General features: G+C 65.8%; 22 protein-coding genes and 3 pseudogenes. 6 read left to right on the top strand and 19 right to left on the bottom strand.

Annotated features, from left to right (window positions below):
• The first annotated feature begins 244 nt into the window (after positions 1 to 244).
• The 5 genes and pseudogenes from ltrA to ACPP3B_RS07025 all read left to right on the top strand — a co-directional run.
• Positions 245 to 1,609, top strand: a complete 1,365-nt coding sequence (gene ltrA / locus ACPP3B_RS07005) for a group II intron reverse transcriptase/maturase (RefSeq protein ID WP_424858566.1) — start codon at positions 245 to 247, stop codon at positions 1,607 to 1,609.
• A gap of 389 nt (positions 1,610 to 1,998) precedes the next feature.
• Complete coding sequence (locus ACPP3B_RS07010) at positions 1,999 to 2,598, top strand: type IV toxin-antitoxin system AbiEi family antitoxin domain-containing protein (RefSeq protein WP_024892246.1); 600 nt, start codon at positions 1,999 to 2,001, stop codon at positions 2,596 to 2,598.
• Positions 2,595 to 3,428: a nucleotidyl transferase AbiEii/AbiGii toxin family protein gene (locus ACPP3B_RS07015; RefSeq protein ID WP_424858567.1), complete on the top strand. Its 834-nt coding sequence runs from the start codon at positions 2,595 to 2,597 to the stop codon at positions 3,426 to 3,428. Before ACPP3B_RS07010 ends, ACPP3B_RS07015 begins: the two co-directional genes overlap by 4 nt.
• 100 nt (positions 3,429 to 3,528) lie before the next feature.
• Complete coding sequence (istA, locus tag ACPP3B_RS07020; RefSeq protein ID WP_045786200.1) at positions 3,529 to 5,175, top strand: IS21 family transposase; 1,647 nt, start codon at positions 3,529 to 3,531, stop codon at positions 5,173 to 5,175.
• Positions 5,172 to 5,636, top strand: a pseudogene (locus ACPP3B_RS07025) (ATP-binding protein); the annotation flags it as partial. The gene istA and the pseudogene ACPP3B_RS07025, both read left to right, overlap by 4 nt.
• Positions 5,637 to 5,803: 167 nt before the next feature.
• Here the strand turns inward: ACPP3B_RS07025 and ACPP3B_RS07030 are convergent.
• The 14 genes and pseudogenes from ACPP3B_RS07030 to ACPP3B_RS07095 all read right to left on the bottom strand — a co-directional run bounded on the left by ACPP3B_RS07030 (position 5,804) and on the right by ACPP3B_RS07095 (position 17,409).
• Complete coding sequence (locus tag ACPP3B_RS07030) at positions 5,804 to 6,793, bottom strand: IS5 family transposase (protein WP_424858568.1); 990 nt, start codon at positions 6,791 to 6,793, stop codon at positions 5,804 to 5,806.
• A gap of 4 nt (positions 6,794 to 6,797) precedes the next feature.
• On the bottom strand, positions 6,798 to 7,451 hold the full coding sequence (locus ACPP3B_RS07035; protein ID WP_424858569.1) for a diguanylate cyclase domain-containing protein: 654 nt from the start codon (positions 7,449 to 7,451) through the stop codon (positions 6,798 to 6,800).
• 125 nt (positions 7,452 to 7,576) lie between these two features.
• Positions 7,577 to 8,245 (bottom strand): c-type cytochrome, encoded by a 669-nt coding sequence (locus ACPP3B_RS07040; protein ID WP_221892517.1) that lies wholly within the window; start codon positions 8,243 to 8,245, stop codon positions 7,577 to 7,579.
• Between the two features lie 11 nt (positions 8,246 to 8,256).
• Positions 8,257 to 9,504, bottom strand: a complete 1,248-nt coding sequence (locus tag ACPP3B_RS07045) for a molybdopterin-dependent oxidoreductase (RefSeq protein WP_045785196.1) — start codon at positions 9,502 to 9,504, stop codon at positions 8,257 to 8,259.
• 37 nt (positions 9,505 to 9,541) lie between these two features.
• Complete coding sequence (locus tag ACPP3B_RS07050) at positions 9,542 to 10,927, bottom strand: beta-propeller fold lactonase family protein (RefSeq protein ID WP_424860159.1); 1,386 nt, start codon at positions 10,925 to 10,927, stop codon at positions 9,542 to 9,544.
• Positions 10,927 to 11,394 carry a DUF305 domain-containing protein gene (locus ACPP3B_RS07055; RefSeq protein WP_424858570.1) on the bottom strand — a complete coding sequence of 156 codons (468 nt, stop codon included), beginning with the start codon at positions 11,392 to 11,394 and terminating at the stop codon, positions 10,927 to 10,929. Before ACPP3B_RS07055 ends, ACPP3B_RS07050 begins: the two co-directional genes overlap by 1 nt.
• Positions 11,395 to 11,418: 24 nt before the next feature.
• On the bottom strand, positions 11,419 to 12,261 hold the full coding sequence (locus ACPP3B_RS07060; RefSeq protein ID WP_424858571.1) for an anti-sigma factor family protein: 843 nt from the start codon (positions 12,259 to 12,261) through the stop codon (positions 11,419 to 11,421).
• Entirely contained in the window at positions 12,258 to 12,785 is a 528-nt protein-coding gene (locus ACPP3B_RS07065) for an RNA polymerase sigma factor (RefSeq protein WP_424858572.1), read from the bottom strand. The genes ACPP3B_RS07060 and ACPP3B_RS07065 overlap by 4 nt, the downstream gene beginning before the upstream one ends.
• A gap of 39 nt (positions 12,786 to 12,824) precedes the next feature.
• A complete protein-coding gene (locus ACPP3B_RS07070; protein ID WP_424858573.1) occupies positions 12,825 to 13,253 on the bottom strand; it encodes a nuclear transport factor 2 family protein in 429 nt (142 codons plus the stop codon).
• Positions 13,254 to 13,358: 105 nt separating this feature from the next.
• Positions 13,359 to 14,396 (bottom strand): YeiH family protein, encoded by a 1,038-nt coding sequence (locus ACPP3B_RS07075; protein ID WP_424860160.1) that lies wholly within the window; start codon positions 14,394 to 14,396, stop codon positions 13,359 to 13,361.
• 95 nt (positions 14,397 to 14,491) lie between these two features.
• Positions 14,492 to 14,881 (bottom strand): thioredoxin domain-containing protein, encoded by a 390-nt coding sequence (locus tag ACPP3B_RS07080; protein WP_424858574.1) that lies wholly within the window; start codon positions 14,879 to 14,881, stop codon positions 14,492 to 14,494.
• 14 nt (positions 14,882 to 14,895) lie between these two features.
• Complete coding sequence (locus ACPP3B_RS07085) at positions 14,896 to 15,279, bottom strand: hypothetical protein (RefSeq protein ID WP_424858575.1); 384 nt, start codon at positions 15,277 to 15,279, stop codon at positions 14,896 to 14,898.
• A gap of 317 nt (positions 15,280 to 15,596) precedes the next feature.
• A pseudogene (locus ACPP3B_RS07090) lies at positions 15,597 to 16,244 on the bottom strand (transposase); the annotation flags it as partial.
• A 118-nt stretch (positions 16,245 to 16,362) separates the two neighbouring features.
• The gene (locus ACPP3B_RS07095; protein ID WP_066708475.1) at positions 16,363 to 17,409 is read right to left on the bottom strand and encodes a YeiH family protein; all 1,047 of its coding nucleotides are present in this window, start codon (positions 17,407 to 17,409) and stop codon (positions 16,363 to 16,365) included.
• A 131-nt stretch (positions 17,410 to 17,540) separates the two neighbouring features.
• On the opposite strand from ACPP3B_RS07095, the gene ACPP3B_RS07100 reads away from it, so the two are divergent.
• Positions 17,541 to 18,455: a LysR substrate-binding domain-containing protein gene (locus tag ACPP3B_RS07100; RefSeq protein ID WP_200899120.1), complete on the top strand. Its 915-nt coding sequence runs from the start codon at positions 17,541 to 17,543 to the stop codon at positions 18,453 to 18,455.
• A gap of 258 nt (positions 18,456 to 18,713) precedes the next feature.
• Here the strand turns inward: ACPP3B_RS07100 and ACPP3B_RS07105 are convergent, their stop codons facing one another.
• The 5 genes and pseudogenes from ACPP3B_RS07105 to ACPP3B_RS07125 form a co-directional block, all read right to left on the bottom strand.
• Complete coding sequence (locus ACPP3B_RS07105) at positions 18,714 to 19,952, bottom strand: IS256 family transposase (RefSeq protein WP_132963481.1); 1,239 nt, start codon at positions 19,950 to 19,952, stop codon at positions 18,714 to 18,716.
• Positions 19,953 to 20,087: 135 nt separating this feature from the next.
• On the bottom strand, positions 20,088 to 21,077 hold the full coding sequence (locus ACPP3B_RS07110) for an IS5 family transposase (protein ID WP_066708478.1): 990 nt from the start codon (positions 21,075 to 21,077) through the stop codon (positions 20,088 to 20,090).
• A gap of 36 nt (positions 21,078 to 21,113) precedes the next feature.
• Positions 21,114 to 21,395 (bottom strand): annotated as a pseudogene (locus ACPP3B_RS07115) (Clp protease N-terminal domain-containing protein); the annotation flags it as partial.
• Between the two features lie 182 nt (positions 21,396 to 21,577).
• The gene (locus ACPP3B_RS07120) at positions 21,578 to 22,453 is read right to left on the bottom strand and encodes a LysR family transcriptional regulator (RefSeq protein WP_424858576.1); all 876 of its coding nucleotides are present in this window, start codon (positions 22,451 to 22,453) and stop codon (positions 21,578 to 21,580) included.
• Between the two features lie 25 nt (positions 22,454 to 22,478).
• On the bottom strand, positions 22,479 to 23,489 hold the full coding sequence (locus ACPP3B_RS07125; RefSeq protein ID WP_424858577.1) for a 2Fe-2S iron-sulfur cluster-binding protein: 1,011 nt from the start codon (positions 23,487 to 23,489) through the stop codon (positions 22,479 to 22,481).
• Between the last annotated feature and the right edge of the window lie 6 nt (positions 23,490 to 23,495).

Below are 23,495 nucleotides of genomic sequence, written 5' to 3' on the forward strand. Positions count from 1 at the left end.
GACAAGAACCGGATAGAAGGCGCTGCCGAGCAGGGCGAGCGGGCATGAATCCGCGAAGCTCTCGTGATCAAGGCGAAGCGGCGTAAATCCGGCGGTTGTGCAGTGAAGGAGTGCGTTCTTACCCGGGGAGATCTCGCCTTATGCCTGAAAGGGCGACGTGGTGACACGGAGCGAGAAGTCAGCAGAGGCCATAGTAGCTGCCAGTCGTGGGCGAAGGGCCGAACGAGAAGGAGTGCTTGAGACCATGTCGATGCTGGAAGCAAGGCGTCAGAAGTCTGCGCAAGCAGAGCGGGCGGGGGTAGCGCACGGTGAAGCCGGGCGGGAACCTGTCAGCGACGAAGCGGCCGGCCCGCGACGGGACACCGAGAGCACAGGGCCGGGACTGCTGCAAGCGGTTCTGGCGAGAGAGAACCTGCGGCGAGCATGGAAGAGAGTCAAAGCCAACAAAGGCGCAGCCGGCGTGGATGGGCTGGACATTGACCAGACCGCCCGCCATCTGGTGACGGCGTGGCCATTGATTCGGGAACAACTGCTGCAGGGGAGGTACCGGCCCAGTCCGGTACGACGGGTAACGATCCCGAAGCCGGACGGTGGCGAGCGCGAGCTCGGCATTCCGACGGTCACGGATCGGCTGATCCAGCAAGCACTGCTGCAAGTGCTGCAACCGCTACTTGACCCGACATTCAGCGAGTACAGCTACGGCTTCCGGCCGGGCCGACGAGCCCACGACGCGATACTGGCGGCGCAGGGCTACATCCAGTCCGGACGGAAGATCGTGGTTGATGTCGATCTGGAGAAATTCTTTGATCGAGTCAATCACGACATCCTCATCGACCGCCTACGCAAACGCATCGACGATGCTGGAATCATTCGGCTGATACGGGCGTACCTGAACAGCGGCATCATGAGCGATGGCGTAGTGTTTGAGCGGTATCAAGGCACGCCGCAAGGTGGGCCGCTGTCGCCGCTGCTGGCGAATGTGATGCTGGACGAAGTGGATAAGGTACTGGAGAAGCACGGCCACTGCTTTGCGCGCTATGCCGACGACTGCAACGTCTATGTCCGTAGTCGGAAAGCTGGCGAACGGGTCATGGCGCTGCTGCGCAAGTGTTACGGCAAGCTGAGGCTCAAGGTCAATGAAGCCAAGAGTGCGGTGGCCAGCGTCAAGGGAAGGAAGTTCTTGGGCTACAGCTTCTGGTTTGGCAAGGAGGGCGTCAAGCGCAGGGTGGCCGACAAGCCGATGGCGACGTTCAAGCAGCGGGTGAGGCAACTGACCCGGCGCTCAGGCGGACGCAGCATGGCGGAGGTCATTGAGCGACTGAAACCTTATCTGTTGGGATGGAAAGCCTACTTTGGGCTGGCGCAAACACCGGGCGTCTGGCGATCGCTGGACGAATGGCTGCGCCACCGACTACGGGCGATCCACCTCAAGCACTGGAAGCGGGGTAGCACGATCTACCGGGAACTGCTCAACCTAGGCGCGTCCGAACACGTGGCAAAGCGGGTGGCAGGCAATTCCCGCTGCTGGTGGCGGAATAGCGCGGGCGAGCTCAACCGGGTGCTGACCATTGCCTACTTCGACAAACTTGGCGTTCCCCGTCTCTCATGACCTCAACTTCTCGAACCGCCCGGTGCGGACCCGCATGCCGGGTGGTGTGGGAGGGGCCCGGTCAGGTATCCTGACCGCCCCTATCCCGATTGCGCGCTCCCGCGTGTTCGCGGGGACTCCTGCGGATTCCTGCGGACTTCCTTCCTCCGGTCGTCTCGCCCATCTCGGCCCCATTTCGCTCTCTCCTGGCCATTCTTCTCTCCAGCCTCGCTCGCCGGCTAAGGGCCGAAGTCCGCAGAGGCTGCAACGTGGACCTATACAGATCAATGGGTTACGTGCTGACGAATCAAACGGTTGGATTGCGGCATCGGCAGGCAAAGGAAACCATGGCCGTTGTGTTTTGTCGGTAGTTCTTGACAACTACCGACGTTTCGCAACATTATGACGACATGGACAGTTCGCACCAGAGCATTCTGGATCTTGCCGCCCAGCGCGGCCTTATTCGCCCACGCGATCTCAATGAGCGTGGGCTGCCCACGATCGCCCTCACGCGGCTGGTGCGGCAAGGGCTGCTCCAGCGCGTGGGACGGGGCCTGTACGCAATTCCGGACCGGGCCGTCTCGGAACACGGCGCACTCTCCGAGGTGGCACGCAAGCACCCGCAAGCCATCGTCTGCCTGCTGTCGGCACTGCGCCTACATGAACTCACCACACAGTCGCCGTTCGAGGTCTGGCTGGCAATTCCCAACAAGGCACGCGCGCCAAAGATGGACTATCCCCCGCTGCGCATCGTGCGCTTCTCTGGCGCCGCGCTGACGGAGGGGGTCGAGGAGCACCTCATCGATGGTGTGCCGGTGCGCGTGACCAACGTCGCCCGGACCGTGGCTGACTGCTTCAAGTTCCGCAACAAGATCGGCCTCGATGTCGCGCTGGAGGCGCTACAGGAGTCCTGGCGTGCCAAGCGCGTCAGCATGGATGAACTTTGGCGTTTTGCTGCGCTGTGCCGTGTGGCCAATGTGATGCGCCCCTACATGGAAAGCCTGTCATGAACCAGCGCAACATGGCCGCCTCGGTGCGCGCCCGCCTGCTCAACCGCGCCCGCGAGACCCGGCAAGACTTCAATCTGATCTTGACCCGCTATGCGCTTGAGCGCCTGCTTTACCGGCTCAGCATCTCCCCCCACGCCGACCAGTTCCTGCTGAAAGGTGCGCTGCTGTTCGACTTGTGGTTCGACATCCCGCATCGTCCGACACGCGACGCCGATCTGCTGGGCTTCGGCTCGGCCGAGATCCCGCATGTCGAGGCGGCGTTTCGGGACATCTGTACGGTGGAACTGGACGACGGCATACGCTTCCAGCCTGACTCGGTACACGCGGAGGAGATCCGCAAGGAAGCCAACTACTCCGGTGTCCGGGTCACGCTGATCGGCCTGTTGGACGGTGCCCGATGCCACGTGCAGGTCGACGTGGGTTTCGGCGACGCCGTGACGCCCGGCCCCGAGGCCGTCGACTACCCGGTAATGCTGCCGGACATGCCAGCCCCGAAGCTGCGCGCCTACCCCCGCTACACGGTTGTCGCCGAGAAGCTGGAGGCACTGGTGTCGCTCGGCATCGCCAACAGCCGCATGAAGGATTACTTCGATCTCTGGATCTTGTCGCGCTACACCGACTTCGACGGCGCGCTCCTGTGCAAGGCGATCCACGCCACCTTCGAGCGCCGCAGGACACCGCTGCCGGATGGCGTCCCTTTCGGATTGAGCGACGAATTCGCGCAGGATCGGCAGAAGCAGACTCAGTGGCAAGCATTCTTGAGGAAGAATGCCTTCCCCGGCGGCCACCCAAAGTGCTCCACTTATGGCCACCCAAATTGCTCCACCTGACCAGTGGTGACCTGATGCATTGAGCTTGGCATGTTGGTCGCCCGCTGGCCGACAGGCAGGACGTTACTTTCACCCCCTCACCAACGAGGGGACCACCGGAGTGAACGTCTTGAAGCCACACTTGCAAACCACCATATGGACGCTGCTGGAGGCCAACGCCAGCCAGCGAGAGATCGAGCGGGTCACAGGTATCTCCCGTCACACCATCCGCGCCTACCGGCAACGCTTTGCGGCCGAACGGGCAAACTGCCCCGGGGTGGCCACCGGCTCTGAGGCGGTGGCCAGTCAAACTGCCCCACCCCGGCCACCGGCTCCTGCTGTTGCCCCTGCGCCACTGGCTTCCTCCCTGTGCGAACCCCACCGTGAGTTCATCCAGGCGCAGTTGCGTCTCAAGCGCAACGCCATGGCCATCTTCCAGGACCTGGTCGACCAGCACGGCTTTGCCGGCCAGTACAACTCCGTCAAACGCTTCGTGGCCCGACTGCGCCAGAAGGAGCCCGAGCAGTTCGACCGCCTGAGCTTCCTGCCCGGCGAGGAGATGCAGGTCGACTACGGCGAAGGCGCTCCCACCCGGGTGCCGGGTTCTGATCGGTACCGCAAACCCCGCCTGTTCGTGGCCACGCTGCGCTACTCGCGGGCAAGCTTTCGCTGCGTGGTCTGGAAGTCCAGCCACCAGATCTGGGCCGAGCTGCACGAGCGGGCCTTTCGCTTCTTTGGTGGTTGCCCCCAGTACGTGGTGCTGGACAACCTCAAGGAAGGCGTCATCACGCCCGACCTGTACGAACCCGAACTCAACAAGGTCTACGCTGCCACCCTGGCGCACTACCATGTGGTGGCCGACCCAGCCCGGGTACGCGACCCCAACCGCAAGGGCACGGTCGAGCACGCTATCGGCCACACCCAGGCCACGGCCTTGAAGGGCCGGCGCTTCGAGTCCATCGAGGCCCACAACGAGTTCCTGGCGCACTGGGAGAAGAACTGGGCGGCCAAGCGCATCCACGGCACCGAGCGGCGCCAGGTGCAGGCCATGTTCGAGGAAGAACGCGCCTACCTCAAGGCGCTGCCGCTGTTGGGCATGCAGTATTTCAGCGAGGTCGAGCGCACGGTGTGCGATGACAGTTGCGTGCGCGTCGCGCACAGCAGCTACGCCGCGCGCCCGGCGGCCATCGGATCGAAGGTGCTGGTGCGCATCTACGCCCAGCGCATCGAGATCCGTGAGGCCAGCACGGGCGATCTGCTGCGCACCCACCCCAAGGCCGAGCGTCCTGGCTCTGTCGTGCTGCCCCAGGACGAGCGGGTGTTCAACCCCTCGCGCGAGACCCGCTACATCCTGCGCCAGGCCAGCGAGATCGGCGAACATGCGGCCCGTCTGTGTGAGCTGCTCTTTGCCATCGAGGGGCGGGTCGGGCAGCGCAAGCTCTGGGGCATCGTGGCTCTGGTGCGGCGCTACCCGGCCCACTGCGTCAACGCCGCCTGTGCCCAGGCCCTGGAGCAGGGCATCTACAGCTACAAGCGCGTGCTGGCTTTGAGCGAGGGTCTTTTTGCCCAGGCGCTCGCCGCCATTGAAGCCCATGCCAGCGGTGACAACGGCGCGGTGCTCACCACCCCAGAGCTGACCCAGCAGCACGGGCTCATCCGCGATGTCGATGAGTACGGTGATCTCTTCGCGCACGCCGCAGCCACGGCCACGGCAACCGTATCCAGTACCACCGCTGCCACCACCACCGCACCGGGGAGCCTGGCATGAACCTGGCCGAGATCGAACGCGCGCTGCGCGAATTGCGCCTCTCGGGCATTGCCGAGACCCTGTCGACCCGCGTGATGCAGGCCCAGGCCAGCCAGGAGCCGTTCCTGGAGACCTTCGCCGCCATGCTGCAAGACGAGCTGGACCGGCGCCGAACGCGCCTGATGGAGCGCCGCTACAAGCGCTCGGGGCTGGATGAGAAGGTCACGCTGGCCGACTTTGACTGGCGCTTCAACCCCAAGCTGCCCAGATCGGCCTGCTTTGAGCTGCACACGCTCAAGTTCATCGCAGAGGGCGCCAATGCACTGATCGTGGGCAAGCCCGGCACGGGCAAGAGCCACTTGGCCAAGGCGGTGGCCTACCAGGCCACGCTGGCCGGTCACGATGTGCGCTATCTGGAGGCGGACACCGAGTTTGGCCGCTACGCGCTGGGCAATGCCACCGAGCGGGGCTCACTGCTCAGGAACCTCTGCACTACCCCGCCCACTCGTTCGTGGCGACGAGTTCAGGGTCAATATCGTTTCGTAGGATGGGATCGAAACAGATGCTGAACGGTTCTTGGGCTCCAGCAAGCCCCTTCGTGGGCCCTCTGCAGCCTCATCCGGCCCCAGTGAGCCCACTGCGGGCGCACTTATCCCGTCGCAGCCAGCAAGGCTTTGCGCGCCAGCCACAGATTGACCAGCGCAAACAGGACGTTGAGCTGCGCGCCGTTCTTGGCCAAGCCTCGATAGGGCGTCTTGCGGTAGCCAAACTGGCATTTGAGTACCCGAAACGGATGCTCACCCTTGGCACGAATGCGCGCCTTGGTGCGTTCCAAGGCATCCATCACCTGGCCAAGAAAAGTGCGCTTGTCCAATGCCCGGCGCTTGCCCGGCCGCATGGCCACGTGCCAAGCGACTTGCTTGCCCTGGTTTTCCGCTCGCTTGTCCACTCCCTGATAGCCCGCATCGGCAAAGACGTCGGTCTCTTGCCCGTGCAAGAGCCGATGCGCCTGCGTCACATCCGAGACGTTGGCAGCGGTGGCCACCACCGTGTGTACCAGCCCTGTCTCGGCGTCGACCCCAACGTGCGCTTTCATGCCGAAGTACCACTGGTTGCCCTTCTTCGTCTGGTGCATCTCAGGGTCGCGCTCACGGCGGGCGTTCTTGGTCGAGCTGGGAGCAGCAATGAGCGTGGCATCCACGATGGTGCCGCTCTTGAGCATGAGGCCACGCTCGGTCAGGATGCGATTGACCGTCTCGAGGATACGCTGGCTCAGGCCGTGTTGCTCCAGCAGGTGGCGAAAGCGCAGGATGGTGCTCTCATCCGGCACGACATCCACCCCCAGGTCCAGACCAACAAAGCTCGCCAGCAGCGGCGTGTCGTACAAGGCTTCCTCCACCGCCGGGTCCGACAGACCAAACCACTGCTGCAAAAAATGAATCCTCAGCAGCTTCTCTACCGCAAAGGGTGGCCGCCCACCCTTGGGACCCGCCTTCGGCGCATACGGCTCGATGAGTGCGACCAACTCTGCCCACGGCACCACACGGTCCATCTGCTCCAAAAACGCACGCTTGCGGGTGCGCTTGGTGCGCAGCTCAAAGCCCGTATACATCGTCGCCTCCAGACTCATCTGCTTCATGTCGCTATTGTCCCATCCCGGCAGTCTGGCAGGAAGGTTTTGCAGACCTTCCATAGTGGAGTTGCAACCGTCCGGCGGCAAGCGCGGTTTCCAGGCGATGGACGATTTCCAGCTTCCTCGCCAAATCCGTACCCATCTCCGAACGGTAGAAGCGATAGCCCCCGCCGCTGGCCTTGGCCCGGTACATGGCGATGTCGGCGTGTTTGAGCAGCTCCTCGGCCGAGCGTCCATCTTCTGGATAGAAAGCAATGCCGATACTTGCCTTGAGCGCAAAAAACCGTCCATTGATTGCGAGAGGTTCGGCGAGCGCTTTTTGGATACGTTCGGCGATGAGGGCCGCGGCCGACTGGTTGGCCCCCATTGCAATCACGACGAACTCGTCGCCTGCCAGGCGCGCCAGGGTTTCCTCCTCTCGCAATGCGGCCTGAAACCGCCGGGCGATCTCGATGAGCGCCCGGTCGCCGATGGCGTGCCCCTGGGTGTCGTTGATCTCCTTGAAGCGGTCGAGATCCAAAAACAGAAGCGCCACCCGCTGTCCGTGGCGCTGGGCGCTCGCCAGCGCTTGCTTGAGCCGATCCAGGAACAACGCCCGGTTGGGCAGGCCCTGCAACGTGGTGGTGCGGGAGGACACGCCGGGGCTGAGCACCGTCGCGTTCATCGATCCGCAAACCATGGTCGCGTTGAGCGGCAACCCACAGGTGCGCGAGGTGGCCGATGACGCCGCGGCGCGGCTGGCTCGCGTGCGCGAACGCCTGGCGGCGGGATGAGGAACGCGGACCGGCGTCAGCGGCTCAGCACCCACTTCGCCAGCGTATCCAGCTCGGCCGGCGTCAGTCCCGGGTACGGCGGCATCGGCACCGTGCCCCACTTGCCGGCGCCGCCCGCGCGGATGTTGGCGGCCACCTGCTGCAGCGCATCGGCCTTGCCGGCGTATTTCGCCGCGACCTCCTTGAACGCAGGGCCCACGACCTTCTGCTCGACGGCGTGACAAGCGGTGCAATTGTTGGCCTTCAGCAGCGCTTCGGGCTGCAGCGACGCAGCGGTAGTGGGGGTTGCCGGTGCAGCGGTCTTCGGGGGCGGCGCGGCGGCCACCATGGCGGGTGCCGGTGTGGCAGCGGTGGTCTGCTCGGCGCCGTAGGTCTTGACGAGGTAGTCGACCATTGCCGGAATGTCCTCGTCGGAGAAGGGCGCACCGAACGGGTGTTTCATCTTCTTCACCGTGGCTTCCCAGTAGCTGCGCGGGGAGGTGGACGGCTGGTACTGCACATATTGCGCCGAATGACAGGTCATGCAGTTCTGCTGCACCAGCCGGTAGCCCGGCAGCTCGCTGGGCTTGTATGCGGCCGTCTCAGCGGGCAGCGTGATGTCCAGCGCGAAAGCGGCAGGCAGCGCGGCCGTCGCCGATATGATCCCCACGAGAACGCGCAGGCAGTAACGTTGTTTTGTGCTCATGCCTGTTCTCCTCATGCCGCGACGACGCGCGTGGTCTCGACGACGTTGCGCATGTAGCCGGCCGGGTTCCACAACGCGGACAGCGGCTGGCTTTGACCGATGCGGTTGACCGCGCGCACCTTCAGTTCATGAGCGCCTCGCTTGCTCGGCTTGAAGGCCACACTCCACTCGCGGAAGGAATACTTGCCCAAATCCTTGCCGAGCCGGGCTTCCGTCCAGGTGTGTCCACCATCGGCGGAGAAGGCGACTTCGGTGATGCCGAAGCCGCCGTCGAAGGCAATGCCGCGCACCACCGTCTCGCGCCCAACGCGCACCTTGTCGCCGTCGCGCAGGCTGGTGATGAACGAGCGCACGTTGAACCGGTTGATAGGCACGGTCTTGGCTGGCGCCTTGCCCGGCTCCACGCAGGCGCAGGCGTTGTCGGGAATGCGGTAGGCCGTACTCATCCAGAACCCGTCGAACGCCTTGTCCAGCACTTGAATGTCGGACAGGTGCTTGACCCAGTAGGTGCCGTAATGGCCGGGAACGATCAGCCGGACCGGATAGCCGTTGAGCATCGGCAGGTCCTCGCCATTCATCGCCCAGGCCAGCATCACCTCGCCGTCGAGCGCGTGGTCGACCGCGAGCGCCTTGACGAAGTCCGGGCTCTCGCCTTGCAGCGGCGGATGGTCCAGGCCATTGAAGCTCACCTGCACGGCACCGGCCTGCACGCCGGCCTTCTCCAACACTTTCTTCAGCGGCACCCCTGTCCAGCGTGCGTTGCCCATCGCGCCATTGGACAGCTGGCCGCCGTTGGCGCGCGGCGTGAAATGCCCGCGGCTGTTGCCGGAGCACTGGTTGACCGCCACCAGCTCCACCGGGTCGGCCAGACGCTTCAGGTCGTCCAGCGACAGCTCCAGCGGCGTGTTGACCTTGCCGCCCACGCGCAGCCGATAGCTTTGCGGATCGATCGAGGTGGGAATGCCGCTCCAGTGGTAGCGCACGAAGAACGCGTCGTTGGGCGTGATGACGCCTTCGTTGAAGACCGAAAACGGCGTCTCCAGCTGCGGCGGCCGGCTGGTCAGCAGGATCAGCGGGCGCTTCTGCGGAAAGGCCACCAACTCGCGCTCGCCATTGTCGAACGGCAACACGACGCGACCCGCAGTCGCCGCAAGCGCCTCGGCGGTCGGACCCATCAGGCCGGCACCGGCGCCGATGGCGCCCAAGGTCTTCAGCACACGGCGGCGCGCAGGCCAGGGGGGGGTGTCGTCACGCTCCATGTTTGTCTCCTTCTTCGAGTAGATGGGAAACCGCGCCCTATCGGGCGCTCACCAGAACTGCATTCGACGCCTGCGCCGCCGCATCACCTTCGACCACGAGAATCTGCGCGACGGAAGGCGTTTTCGACGACATGGTGGTCACCGCGTCTCGCAGCGGGCCGATCACCGTGCCGTTGGCCGCCCCGGCGGGGTTGGTCTTGAAACTCGCGATCGGCGAACGCTGGCTGCTCACATACACGTTGTACACCGTTTCCGGCTTGAGCTTGAAGAGGAAGACTTCCAGAGCGTCCACCAGCCCCAGGTTGCGCGCCACGACGAAGCCGCGGGCCTCTCCCTGCGTGGCTTTGAGCGTAATGTTGACTGGCTCGTCGTTGACGCGGGGCACGAGGTGGGCTGTGCCCGTGCCGCTGGGCACGGCGTTCGACACATAGACCAGCGCCTGCGGGGCCTGCCCCACGGGTACGCGAGCGATCACCCGGTCGGTGGCGGTGTCGATCACGTCCACCGCGTCACCGTTTTCCAGCCCCACGTACATGCGCGTGCCATCGTCGGATGGCCAGATGCCGTGCGGTAGCGCGCCCACCGGGATGGTGGCCAGCAGCTTGGGCGTGGCGTCGGTGGTGTAGACCTTCACCACGTTCTCGCCGCCGATGGTCACGTAGGCCAGCGTGCCGCGTGCGGTCTTGGCGAACCCGAGGTGGTTGGTGATGAATCCGGTCTCGATCACGCCCTTGACCTGAAGCGTATCGGTGTCGATGCGGGTCACCTTGCCCACGTCCTTGTGCGTCATCCACACTTCCTTGAAGTCCGGGGTTAACTGCAGGAAGGGCGAGAACGGGCTGACCACCGGGATGCGCTTGATCACCTTGCGCGTGGGCACGTCGATCACGTCCACCTCCGGCGTGAAGCTGTGCACCACGAAGGCGATGTTCTTCTGCGGATGGAACAGCACCATGCCCGGCCCGGGCGCGGTTTCGATGCGGCCGACTTCCTTGAAGGTCGCGGCATCGATCACGGACACGTAGTTCTCGCCGCGCACGACCGCCCACACGTGCTTGCCGTCCGGCGTGAAGAAGGCTTCGTGCGGCGAGCGGCCGATGTAGGCGATGCCTTTGACCTGGTTGGTGGCGGTGTCGATGAAGGCCACCGAGTTGGAGCCGTTGGAGATCGCGATCAGCGTCTTGTGGTCGGGCGAGAACCCCAGGCCGTGGACGTTGAGCTCACCCTTGTACAGCGGCGACAGCACGTCCGGCCGCACGTTGCCGAGGCGAATCTGACCCAGCAGCGTGTTGGACGAAGGATCGATCACCGACACCGTGTTGGTGTTCTGATCGGCGGTGTAGACGCGATCAGCGGGGGCCGGCGCGGCCAGCGCGATGCCGCTGCACATCACCAGTTGCAGGGCGAGGAAGAGTCGTTTCATCATCGGGTTCCTTGTGTCGTTTCGGTTGAGTGGGATGGGTGCGCCGCTGCGGCCTTGGCGGCGGCATCGTCGGCATGCCGTGCAAGCCAGGCCTGCATCAGTCGAATCTCGTTGCGCTGCTCGACAATGATGGACAGTGCAAGGTTGCGCAGTTCCGGGTCCTTGGTGGACAGCAGCACAGCCTTGGCCATGTCGATGGCGCCTTGATGGTGCGGGATCATCATCACGACGAAGTCGTGGTCGGGGTTGCCGTTCATCGGGGCGGTACGCATGCCGTGGTCCATGACCGCCATCGCGTCGTCCATCAACTGGGCGAAGGACTTGGCGGTGCTGGCCACGAAGCTCGGCGGGGGCGGTGTCTGCGCTTCGGCCGCTGGGGAATGAGCATGCTGCGCCAGGGCCGGCAGGCTCGCCAGCATGGCCAGCGCCGCCATCGCCCACTGGCGGGCGGGTCTCGGTGATGTCATCTTGAAAGCGAGAGGCTGCATGGATCAGCTCGGTTGAAGTTGGGCGTAGACGGCCGTGGCGATGCGCGCCAGCTCGCCTTTGTCGATGCCGGCCGATAAGGCGTAACCGAACTTGCCGTCGATCCAATAGAACACATTGACCGGCCCGTCCTGCGCGAAGCGGAAGCCGGTATCCTGATTGGATGCTTGCTCGTTCGTGACGTACAGCGTCAGGCGCTGCCCCGTGGTGTCGTGGTACATGAACTGCGCCACCGGGCCGCTCGATCCGGGCAACAGGCGCCCGCCGATCAGTTCGTAGCCCAGTGCACCCAGCTTCGGGGGGCGGATCTTCGCGCCCAAGCGCTTGGACAGCCAGGCGACCAACTGGTCTTCCTGGTCGGCGCCGATCTCCACCGGTCGCCGCACGTCGGGGCTGTAGACCACGTGCGCGATGGCCGCTTGCCGCGGCAGGCTGCCGGCCGCCGCGTTGATGATGGCCGCCGGTCCACGGGTCGATCGGGCGAGCATCTCTGGCGGTTGCAAGGCGCCTCGCCCCAGCCAGCCGGCGCCTGCGCCGAAGAACACCAACGCAAAGCCTGCCGCCACGCGTTCGAGCGACCAGCGCGACAGGCGCGTTCCCGCGTGGGGTGCAGCGGAGCGCGTGCGCGGCGCACGGGCAGCCTGCAGCAATACGTCGGGAACGGGTTCATCCAGCAGCGACCCGTACAGCGCCTTGATCGCCTGCTTGTCTTGCCGGTAGGCCTGCAAGCGCTGCGCCTCCTGCGGGCGCTCGGCCAGGTAGGTTTCGATCTCGGCGCGCCGGGATTCGGGCAACAGGCCGTCGACAAAGGCATGCAGATCCGCTTCAGTGATGGGCAACGGGTTCATTTCACCACCTTCAATGCCGTGGGTTGGATGCGTCCCTCCATCACGCCGCGCAGGCGCGCGCGGCCACGCGACAGCCGCGACATCACGGTGCCCAGCGGCACACCGAGCGTGCGCGCGATCTCGTCGTAGCTCATGTCCTCCAGCGCCACCAGCAGCAGCACCTCGCGCTGCTCGGGCGGGAGCTGCCGCAGTGCAATTTCGAGATCTCTCATTTCGAGGCCGTCGGTCTGTGAAGCCCTGACCGGCGACGCCAGCGCTTCTTCGTCCAGCGGCACGGCTACCACGGCGGGCCGGCGGCGCTGGTCCACATGCAGGTTGTGCAGGATGCTAAACAGCCAGGCGCGCATGTCGCCGTCCGGCCGCCAACTGTCGATGCGCGCCCAGGCCCGCTCCAGGGTGTCCTGTACCAGGTCGTCGGCAGCGGCGCGGTCGCCGACCAGCGCGCGAGCGTAGCGCCGCAGGCGCGGCAGGGCCGCCACCATCAGCGCGCCCGCCTCGGTCAACGCCACGTCCTGGGCCTTCATCGCGCACCGACGCCGTTCGCTGCCGTCGCCCGTGGCTGCTCAGTAACTGGCCACTGACAGTTTCGGATCGATCTGCCAGGTTTCGTTGACGATCTTGGCGTCGCGATAGGTCAGAACGTAGCGCACCTTGATCGGCTGCTTGCCCTCGAACTGCACGTTGGCCGTCACGGTGGCGCCCTTGGGGTTGGCCGATTCCTCCACCTTGTCGATCGACACCTTCAGAGTCCCTTGCGACTTGGTGAACTTCTCCCAGACCCCGCGGATCGCGTCAGCGCCCGCGTAGCTGCCATCCAGCGGACCACCGACCCAGGTGAGGTGGGCGTTGTCGGCGTAGCCCCGCATCAGCGCGGCCAGATCGCCCGAGCCGATGGCCTGGAAGTGCGTGCGGGCGTCGTCGGCGGGTCCGGCGAACGCCGTGCTGCTGAATAGGGTCACGAGGGCAAAGGCTGTTGCGGTGAGTGGCTTCATGGTCGGTGGTCCTTGTCGAAGGGTTGAAGAAATTGGGCTCGCATGAGGTATACGGGGGCGCGGGCCTGTTTATTCCCGCGCAACGCAACTTTGCTCCGGCGCGAGTCACCCCAGTCCATGGGTGACGGCTCTGTTCACGCCGTAGCCGCCGATCACCAGAAAGCCGAACAGCACCGCCGCCAGCAGCAGCGGCCTGAGCCCCGCCTGGCGGATGGCGCCCACATGGGTGCGCAGCCCGAGCGCGGCCATGGCCATCGCCAACAGCACCGTGTCCAGTTGCACCAGACGGGCGACCCACTGCGGCGGCAGCCACTGCATCGAGTTGATGCCTGCGGCAGCGATGAACAGCAGCGCGAACCAGGGAATCGTGATGCGGGCGACAGCACCCTGTCCTTCGGCGCGGTCGGCACGCGACAGCACCAGCAGAAAGGGCGCCAGCATCATCACGCGCAGCATCTTGACGATGACTGCAGTGGCCGCCGCTGACTCGCTGACGCTGCGCCCGGCCGCCACCACCTGCGCCACCTCGTGGATGGTCGAGCCCGCATACACACCGTAAGCCTGCTCCGACAGATGCAGGTACGGGTACAGCAGCGGGTACGCGAACATCGCCAGGGTGCCGAAGACGACCACGGTCGCCACGGCCACCGACACCTTGTGCGCCTGCGCGCGCACCACCGGCTCGGCGGCCATCACGGCGGCGGCGCCGCAGATCGCGCTGCCCGCGCCGATCAGCATCGAGGTCTGCCGGTCCAGCTTGAACACTCGCGTGCCCAGTTGCACCGCCAGCACAAAGGTCAACGTCACGATGGCAACGTCGATCACCATGGCCGCCCAGCCGACGGCGGCGATCTGCTGGAAGGTGATGCGAAAGCCGTACAGCACGATGCCCACCCGCAGCAGCCGATTCTTCGAGAAGTCCACCCCGGCAGCGGTGTGTGTCGCGATCGCCGGAAAGAAGGTGTTGCCCGCCACGATGCCCAGCACGATGGCCAGCGTCAGCGCCGACAGGCCCCACTGCCCGGCCCAGTGCGTTTGCGCGGCGGCCATCGCGGCTGCGGCCAGGCCGCCCGCCAAGGCCACACCCAGCCACCACGCGCGTGTACTCCAAGGCAGAGGCACGGCATCGGCGCCGGCAGACATCGAGGTGGGCATGGTCGGACTCCTTCAACGGAAACAGGTGGCTGGCGAACGGTTCCGGTCGGCATGATGAATCTCCTTGAAGTGAGTGGCTGACTTCAGGACGACGAACGGGCGTGGCCGGAATCGACACGCCGCGCCAGCCGGTCGGCGAAGGCCTGAATCTCGGGCGCAACCGCCGCGACGGGAGCGTTGGCGGAAACGCCCAGCGCCGTCGCGCGGAGCAGGCGGTTCAGGGTTGATGCCTGCGGGGTCACAGGCCCGGCAAACCGCACCACATTTCCAGTGACGATGATGATCGTCGGGAACGTCTCCACCTCCACCTCACCGACGAAATCCGCTTCGTCTTCGATGTCGACCCAGTGCACCTGCAGGGAAACACCCTCCGCCTGGAACGAGGCGACCACTGTGTCGATGACGGCGGCATATTCTTCGCACAACCTGCACCAGGCCGCGCACAGGCAGGCCACATGAATGTCGGGAGACATGGCGTGTTCGAGGTTCAGAGTTTTTCCCACTCGGGCAGGCAGTGCCGCGCAAGCGCCGTGACCCAGCCGGGTTCGTGCGGGTCGAACGCCAGGCCCAGGGCCGGGCTCACCCAGAAGCGCATGCGCTGGAACGCCTGCGCATCCTGTCGGCGCACGAAAGAGGCCAGATGGCCGAACGGGATGGCCAAGGCCCCCAGGTACAGCACCGGGGCCTGCGCGGTGATCTCCTCAAGGCGCCCGCCCTCCTGGAAGCGCAGCACCACGTCGCCGTAGTCGTATTCATTCAGGCCGATCTCGTTGCGCCCCTGCCGCATCGGCGGACCGTGGCGGGCGAGCAGCTCGGCCGGCGTGAGCGAAAAGGCATGGCCCGCGAAGGACACGAAGGGCTCAAGCCGCATGGCGCCTCCGCCACGCGGCCATCGCAGGCGGCGCCAGTACGGTCACGGCCAGCACCAAGCACCCGCCCCCCAGGGCCGCCGGGCGCGCCGGGAACCACGGCTCGCTGCCGGTCCGCCAGCAGCCCGCGGCCGCGTCCAGGCCGCCGGGGATCAGCGGGCCCCCGCGCCAAGCCCGGCGGCGATGCCGATCCCGCTCAGGCACCACCCCCTTGCGATCATCCTCGAGCTGCAAAGCGAACCTCAATGCCGACAAGGGTTGAACTCCATGTCATGCAGCATAAACGGCTCCATGTCGTTTCGTGTGGAAAGCAACACTGTCACTGGGGCATCGCCGGCGCGAACGGACTGGCCGGCAGGTGCTTGAGCTTGGACATGCGCAGGTAGGCGATGGCGATGAAGTTCTGGCTCGTCCTGAAGCCGCGCGCGGCGCGCTTGGCCTGCTGCAGCAGCCCGTTCATCGTTTCGACGAAGGCGTTGCTGCGGTGATCGACCATGCCGCGCACCACCGCGTCGAACCGCTCCTTGAGCGTGGCGGCCAGCTTCTTGAACGGCTCGAGCCGACAGCGCCGCGCCCAGCTCAGCCAGGCCCTGAGGTCGGATGCGGCCTGTTCGATGCTGTTGTGCGCTGTGGCCCGTGCGTACACCGCGCGCAGCGCCATCTTCAGCCGCCACGCCCGCGCGCTTTTGAGCGTCGAGCGCTGCAGCCAGTGCATCGCCTGGATCTGGCGGGCGCTCCAGCTGCTGGGGTTGCGCCGCATGCCCCACAGCAGCTGCCTGAGCGTCTTGCGGCCGCCAGCGCCCAGCGCGGCTCCCACCGCCTGCGCGTCGGTGGCCATCTCCGCGCGGCGCACCTGGTCCATCGCCTCGATGGCCATCGAGACGACGTGGAAGCGGTCGTAGCTGATCTGCGCCTCGGGCAGCGCCAGCGCCACGCCCTTGGCGTAGGCTGCGCTCATGTCCATGCACACTCGGTAGTCCTTAGTACGTGGGTGGAAGAAATGAGGTTGACATTGAGGTATACGGGAGCGTCGGCCGGTTTATTCCCGCCTGGGCGCAAAACTCATCGCCTCATCGCGGCATGCTTCACCCCAGCCAGTGGCTGACGGCCCGGTTCACACCATAGCCGCCGACCATCAGAAAACCGAACAGCGTGGCCGCCAGCAGCAAGGGCTTAAGGCCCGCTTGGCGGATGGCTCCCACGTGGGTACGCAGCCCGAGCGCGGCCATCGCCATGGCCAGCAGCACGGTGTCGAGCTGCACCAGGGCCGCGACCCATTGCGGCGGCAGCCACCCCAGCGAATTCACGCCGGCGGCGGCGATGAACACCAGCGCGAACCAGGGAATGGTGATGCGGGCCGCGCCACCCTGTCCGTCGGCCCGGTCGGCCCTTGACAGCGCCAGCAGGAACGGCGCAAGCATCATCACGCGCAGCATCTTGACGATGACGGCCGTGGCGGCGGCCGGCTCGCTGACGCTGCGCCCGGCGGCCACCACCTGCGCCACCTCGTGGATCGTCGAGCCCGCGTACACGCCATAGGCCTGCTCGGACAGGTGCAGGTACGGGTACAGCAGCGGGTAGGCGAACATCGCCAGCGTGCCGAACACGACCACCGTGGCCACGGCCACCGACACCTTGTGCGCCTGCGCGCGCACCACCGGCTCGGCGGCCATCACGGCGGCGGCGCCGCAGATCGCGCTGCCCGCGCCGATCAGCATCGAGGTCTGCCGGTCCAGCTTGAACACGCGCGTGCCCAGCTGCAGCGCGAGAACAAAGGTCAGCGCCACCATCAGCGCATCGATCACCACGCCGGCCCAGCCGATGGCGCCGATCTGCTGGAAGGTGATGCGAAAACCGTACAGCACGATGCCCGCGCGCAGCAGCCGGTTCTTGGAGAAATCGACCCCGGCAGCCGTGTGCGCGGCGATGGCCGGAAAGAACGTGTTGCCGGCCACGATGCCCAGCACGATGGCCAGCGTCAGCGCCGACAGGCCCCAGCGCCCCGCCCAAGGCGTCTGCGCCGCCACCATGGCGGCGGCGGCAAGTAGCCCCGCCAGCGCCAGGCCTTGCCACCAGGCACGCGTCCTCCAGGTCGGAGGCGCAGAGGTCGTGGCGGACAACGAGGTGGACATGGTCGGACTCCTTCACGGAAAACGTTGGCTGGCGCTTAGAGACCGCTATGAGCGCCGCGATGCACGTCAGTTTCCTGCATCTGGTACCATGAGTCCAATACATTCTTTTCAAGAAAACGTAACTTTAAGTTATGCGACTGAATCTTCACCTGCTGCGCGTGTTCTTCACTGTGGCTGAGCTGCGAAGCTTCTCGCGCGCGGCCGAGGCCCTGTTCATCAGCCAGCCCGCTGTCTCCAAAGCCGTGCGCGAGCTGGAATGCCAGATCGGCCTACCCTTGCTCGAACGTGGCGCGGGCGGCCCCAAGAGCGCCCGGGGCGTGCAACTGACGCCGGACGGTGCGGCGGTGTTCGAGCATGCACGGGGCATCTTTGCGCTGGAGCGGGCCGCGATCGAAGACGTGCAGGCGCGCGTGGGGCTGCAGCGCGGTCGCCTGCGGGTGGGGGCCAGCACCACCGTGGGTGCCTACTGGCTGCCCCAACTGCTGGCGGACTTTGTGCATCGCCATCCAGCCGTCGATGTGCAAGTGGTTCAGGGCAACACGCAGATGGTCTGCGAGGCCCTGCTCGACTGCCGCATCGACATCGGTCTGGTCGAGGGCGATGTGCACGACCCGCGTCTTGCAGCGCACACGTGGCGCGAGGAGCCGCTGTGCGTCGTCGCTGGCGTGCACTCGCCGCTGGCGCGCAGCCGACGCCTCACCGCCGCCACACTGAGCAGCGAGATCTGGCTGCTGCGCGAGCCGGGCTCCGGCACCCGCGACGTGGCCGACCGGCTGCTGCACGAACTCGCGATCCGGCCACAGCGATGCATAGAGATCGGCAGCAACGAAGGCATCGCCCGCGCCGTCGCGGCCGGCCTGGGGGTGGCACTGCTGCCGATGCGCGTGGTGCGCGAGCTGCTGGCGCTGCGTGAAGTGGCTGCCCTCAAGCTATCAGGCGCACCCAAGCTGGTCCGGCTCCTGTGGCGCGTGGAACTGAAGGGCCGTCCGCCGTCGCCGCTGGTGCTGGCCTGGCGTGAGGCGCTGGCGCGCCCGCTCGCGCACTGACCGGGCGCGAGCGGGCCGCTCTGCTGTCGTTGCCTTCAGGAGTAGTCGTCTGAGCTGCGCGAGTTACTGGCACCAGATCGCATTCACAAGCTGACCGAGCAGGAGTTCGTAGATGCCGTTTCCCGGGTGCACGCGATCCGAGACCAGGCCGTCAGGCAGGGATACGAGCACTTGGTCTTGCCTGACCGACCGCAGGCCGGCGAGGGGATGTCCTGTTTTTTGTGTGTGGGGCGGTTTCTGAATCTGTCCTCGTGTCGTTCAGCGTGGTGCGAGGGTGAAGCGGTCGCCGTATAGTATCGCGAACTGGTTCATCGCCGATTTCCACTCCTTGCTCGCCCGCTTCCAGTCCGCGGTGATGTTGCGCAAGGCCAGCCAGATCAGCTTGGTGGCCGCCTCGTCGCTTGGGAAGTGCCCGCGGCTCTTGATGATCTTGCGTAACCGCGAATGCACGCTCTCGATGGCGTTGGTGGTGTAGATGATCCGCCGCACTTCGGGCGGGAACGCGAAGAACGGGATCACCCGGCTCCACGCCCGCCGCCAGGCCGCGACCACGGTCGGGAAGCGCTGGCCCCACGGCCCTGCCTCGAACGCGTCCAGCGCGCGCTCGGCGGCCTCCGCGCTCGGTGCGGTGTAGATCGGCTTGATCGCCGCGGCCAGCGCCTTACGGTCCTTCCAGCTCGCATAGTCGAGGCTGTTGCGGATCAGGTGCACGATGCAGGTCTGCAGGGTCGTGGCCGGAAACACCGCCTCCAGTGCCTCCGGCAGGCCCTTCAGGCCGTCGGCCACGCCGATCAGCAGGTCCGTGACCCCGCGGGTCTTGAGATCGTTGAACACCTTCATCCAGAACTTCGCGCCTTCGGTGTTCTCGATCCAAAGCCCCAGAATGTCGCGGGTCCCGTCCGGCAGCACGCCCAAGGCCAGATACACCGCCTTGTTGCGCACCACGCCGTCCTCGCGGATCTTCACCCGCAGGGCATCGAAGAACACCACCGGGTACATCGGCTCCAGCGGCCGGGCCTGCCAGGCCCCCACCTCGGCCATCACCGCGTCGGTGACGGCGCTGATGAACTCCGCTGACACCTCGATGGCGTACATCTCGGCCAGATGGCCCTGAATCTCGCGCACCGACATGCCGCGGGCATACATCGAGATGATCCGGTCGTCAAAGCCGGCAAACCGGCGCTCATGCTTCGGGATCAGCTGCGGTTCGAAGCTGCCGGCCCGGTCGCGGGGCACCTCGATCCGCAGCGGCCCGCCGTCGGTCAGCACGGTCTTGCCGCTGCGGCCGTTGCGATGGTTCCCGCAGCCGCCCTCGGGGCTGGCCAAGTGCACGCCCAGCTCAGCCCCCAAGGCGCGCTCGATCACGGCCTTCTTCAGCTTCTGGAACACGGCCTCGACGCCGGCGGCGTCCATCGGGCCGGGGATCAGCTTCTCAAGCAGCTCGTCGGGAAGAATGGCGTCCGGCTTCGCGGCGGGGGTGGTCTTCTTGCGTGGCATGGGGGCTCCTGAACATCGTCATGGTAGGCCCCCCACACAAAAATCCTGACACCCTCCGGTTCTTGGGCTCCAGCAAGCCCCTTCGTGGGCCCTCTGCAGCCTCATCCGGCCCCAGTGAGCCCACTGCGGGCGCACTTATCCCGTCGCAGCCAGCAAGGCTTTGCGCGCCAGCCACAGATTGACCAGCGCAAACAGGACGTTGAGCTGCGCGCCGTTCTTGGCCAAGCCTCGATAGGGCGTCTTGCGGTAGCCAAACTGGCATTTGAGTACCCGAAACGGATGCTCACCCTTGGCACGAATGCGCGCCTTGGTGCGTTCCAAGGCATCCATCACCTGGCCAAGAAAAGTGCGCTTGTCCAATGCCCGGCGCTTGCCCGGCCGCATGGCCACGTGCCAAGCGACTTGCTTGCCCTGGTTTTCCGCTCGCTTGTCCACTCCCTGATAGCCCGCATCGGCAAAGACGTCGGTCTCTTGCCCGTGCAAGAGCCGATGCGCCTGCGTCACATCCGAGACGTTGGCAGCGGTGGCCACCACCGTGTGTACCAGCCCTGTCTCGGCGTCGACCCCAACGTGCGCTTTCATGCCGAAGTACCACTGGTTGCCCTTCTTCGTCTGGTGCATCTCAGGGTCGCGCTCACGGCGGGCGTTCTTGGTCGAGCTGGGAGCAGCAATGAGCGTGGCATCCACGATGGTGCCGCTCTTGAGCATGAGGCCACGCTCGGTCAGGATGCGATTGACCGTCTCGAGGATACGCTGGCTCAGGCCGTGTTGCTCCAGCAGGTGGCGAAAGCGCAGGATGGTGCTCTCATCCGGCACGACATCCACCCCCAGGTCCAGACCAACAAAGCTCGCCAGCAGCGGCGTGTCGTACAAGGCTTCCTCCACCGCCGGGTCCGACAGACCAAACCACTGCTGCAAAAAATGAATCCTCAGCAGCTTCTCTACCGCAAAGGGTGGCCGCCCACCCTTGGGACCCGCCTTCGGCGCATACGGCTCGATGAGTGCGACCAACTCTGCCCACGGCACCACACGGTCCATCTGCTCCAAAAACGCACGCTTGCGGGTGCGCTTGGCGCGCAGCTCAAAGCCCGTATACATCGGCGCCTCCAGACTCATCTGCTTCATGTCGCTATTGTCTCATCATGAGGGGCTGAGAGGAGGTTTTGCAGACCTTTCCAAGAGCTTGAGCAGGTCGGGGCCGGGCTGCACCTGTTCCTGCCCCTGCACGCCGGGCAGGCGTTTGATCGCGGCACTGGCCTCCTGCGCCAGGCGCGCCACGTTCACTCCGGCGCGCGCCAGCAGCGACTTGGGGCCATCCTCCTGCTGCAGCATGGCCGCGAGCAGGTGCTCGGGCTGGATATAGGCGTTGTCGTGCCCGAGCGCGAGCGATTGGGCGTCGGCCAGGGCTTGCTGAAATTTGGTGGTGAGTTTGTCGAGTCGCATGGAACCTCCGAATGGTCCTTCAGATAGGGCAATTCCGAGCGGTTTCAAGCCGGACGCGCGTGCCGAGGCACCTCCCATGCCAGCCGTTTTTTCAGGTCAAAAAGGCATGTAACTCTTTACTTCAAAGCGCTAATAGCTACTTAATATATAGCATGCTCCAGGGCCCGGCGACCAAACCCTGCTCACTGCGACCAGCGCGCCAGCTCGGCCTGCAGCAGGTCGGCCAGGTCACGCTGCCAGACAGCATGCATGTCGAAACGGCTGACCAACCACAGCTCCGTATCGATGAAGACGTCCGCCGGGTTGGCCACCAGTTGCGGGTGCTCGTCCGCGAGAAACCGGGGCAGCAGTGCCAGGCCCTGGCCGAGCGCGCACCACCGTGCCAATTGCGCGAAGCTATCGGACTGCAGCCGCACCCGCCCGGCCAGGCCGAAGCGGGACCAGTCCTGCTGGGCGTAGATGAAATCGTGGTCCTGGTGAAAGAACTGCAGGTTCATCGCCAGCAATTGGTGCTCCCGGTGTTCCTGCGCCAGATAGGCACGGCTGGCATAGGCACCGACCGCGACGTTGCCGAGCTTGCGCACACGCAGCGAGTTGCTGTTGCGCACCGGGCGCGCCAGGCGCACGGCGATGTCCACCTGATCCTGCTCCAGGTTGACGAAATGCGCCTCGGTGGTGATGTCGAGCACCAGCCGGGGGTATTTCTCGCTCAGCGTCGCGAACACTGGCGCGAAGCGCTGCGCGAACACATCCATCACGCTGATGCGGATGGTGCCGGCGTCGGCCTGGTGATCCTGGAAGAAGCTGCGCGCGGCGACTTCCATGCGCTGCGCCGCCGATACGAGCGCGTGCAAGTCAGCCGAGGCGCGCCAGCCGCTTTCCGACCGCACGAACAGGGCGCGGCCAAAGTGCTGCTCCAGCTGGCGGATGCGCCGGCGCAGCGTGGAGTCGTCGATGCCCTCCAGTTCCGCGGCCACTTCATAGCTGCCGTGGCGCTCCAGCGCCAGGAAACACCGGATCAGGTCCCAGGGCGGTGTAGCGGCGCCGTCTCGGGTCATGGTGACGTGGTCCGTGGTTCGCAGGTCAGGAAAATCGCACCTGCAGCGCAGGGCTGGCGGCACGGGTGCGGCAAGCGAGCAACCAGCCCGCGGCCACATCGTCCTCGTCCAGCACCGAGTTGTCCAGCCGCTGCACCTCGCCCGCCTCCAGCCGGCACATGCAGGATGCGCATTCGCCGACTTGGCAGGCATGCGGCGCAGGCAGTCCGGCGCGCAGCATGGCGGTCAGCAGCAGTTCGCCGGGCTGCACCGCGATGGTGTGGGTCTGGCCCTTGATCTGCACCGTAAGGGTCGCCGCCGGACCATCGGCGGCATCCTCCCGCGCGCCCTGCACCGCAGCGCCAAAGTCCTCCCGGTGCACGCGGGCGGCGTCGAACCCGCAAGCCGCCAGAGCGGTGGCGGCGGCGCGCATGAAAGGCTCGGGGCCGCACAGATAAGCATCCGCCTGCTCCAGCCCATGCGTCTGCCGCTCCAGCCCGGCCTGTGTCGGCAGACCCTGCTCGGCGTCATACCAATGTTCGATCTCCAACCGGCCTGCGCTGGCGTCTTGCAGCGCCTGCAGCTCGGCCAGCAGCATGGCACTGGCACGGTCGCGGTTGGCGTAAAAAAGCCGCACGCGGGACGCACCTTGCTTGAGCGCCTCGCGCGCCAGCGCGAACACCGGCGCAATGCCGCTTCCGCCTGCGTAAAACAACGCCGGCCGCCCTGGCCGTGCCAGGGTGAAGCGCCCGGCGGGGGGAAGAACCTTCAACTGCAGGCCCGGCCGGGCGTTGTCGCACAGCCAGTTCGAGACGCGGCCGCCGGCAACGCGGCGCACCAGCACGCTGATCGGCTGCCCTGTCACGGGCTCGCTGGTGATCGAGTAGCAGCGCCAGTGCTCTTCGCCCTGCACTTCGACCGCCAGCGTCAGGTACTGGCCCGGCTGGAACGTGAACTTCGGCTGCTGCTCATCGTCCACGCGCAGGCTGAGCAGGATGGCGTCGCTCCCCTGGGCCGTGACGTCGGTGATGGTGAGTGATTGCGCTCGCGTGGCCATGCCGTC

Source organism: Tepidimonas sp. HKU77 (genome assembly GCF_049728535.1).
Lineage (GTDB): Bacteria > Pseudomonadota > Gammaproteobacteria > Burkholderiales > Burkholderiaceae_C > Tepidimonas.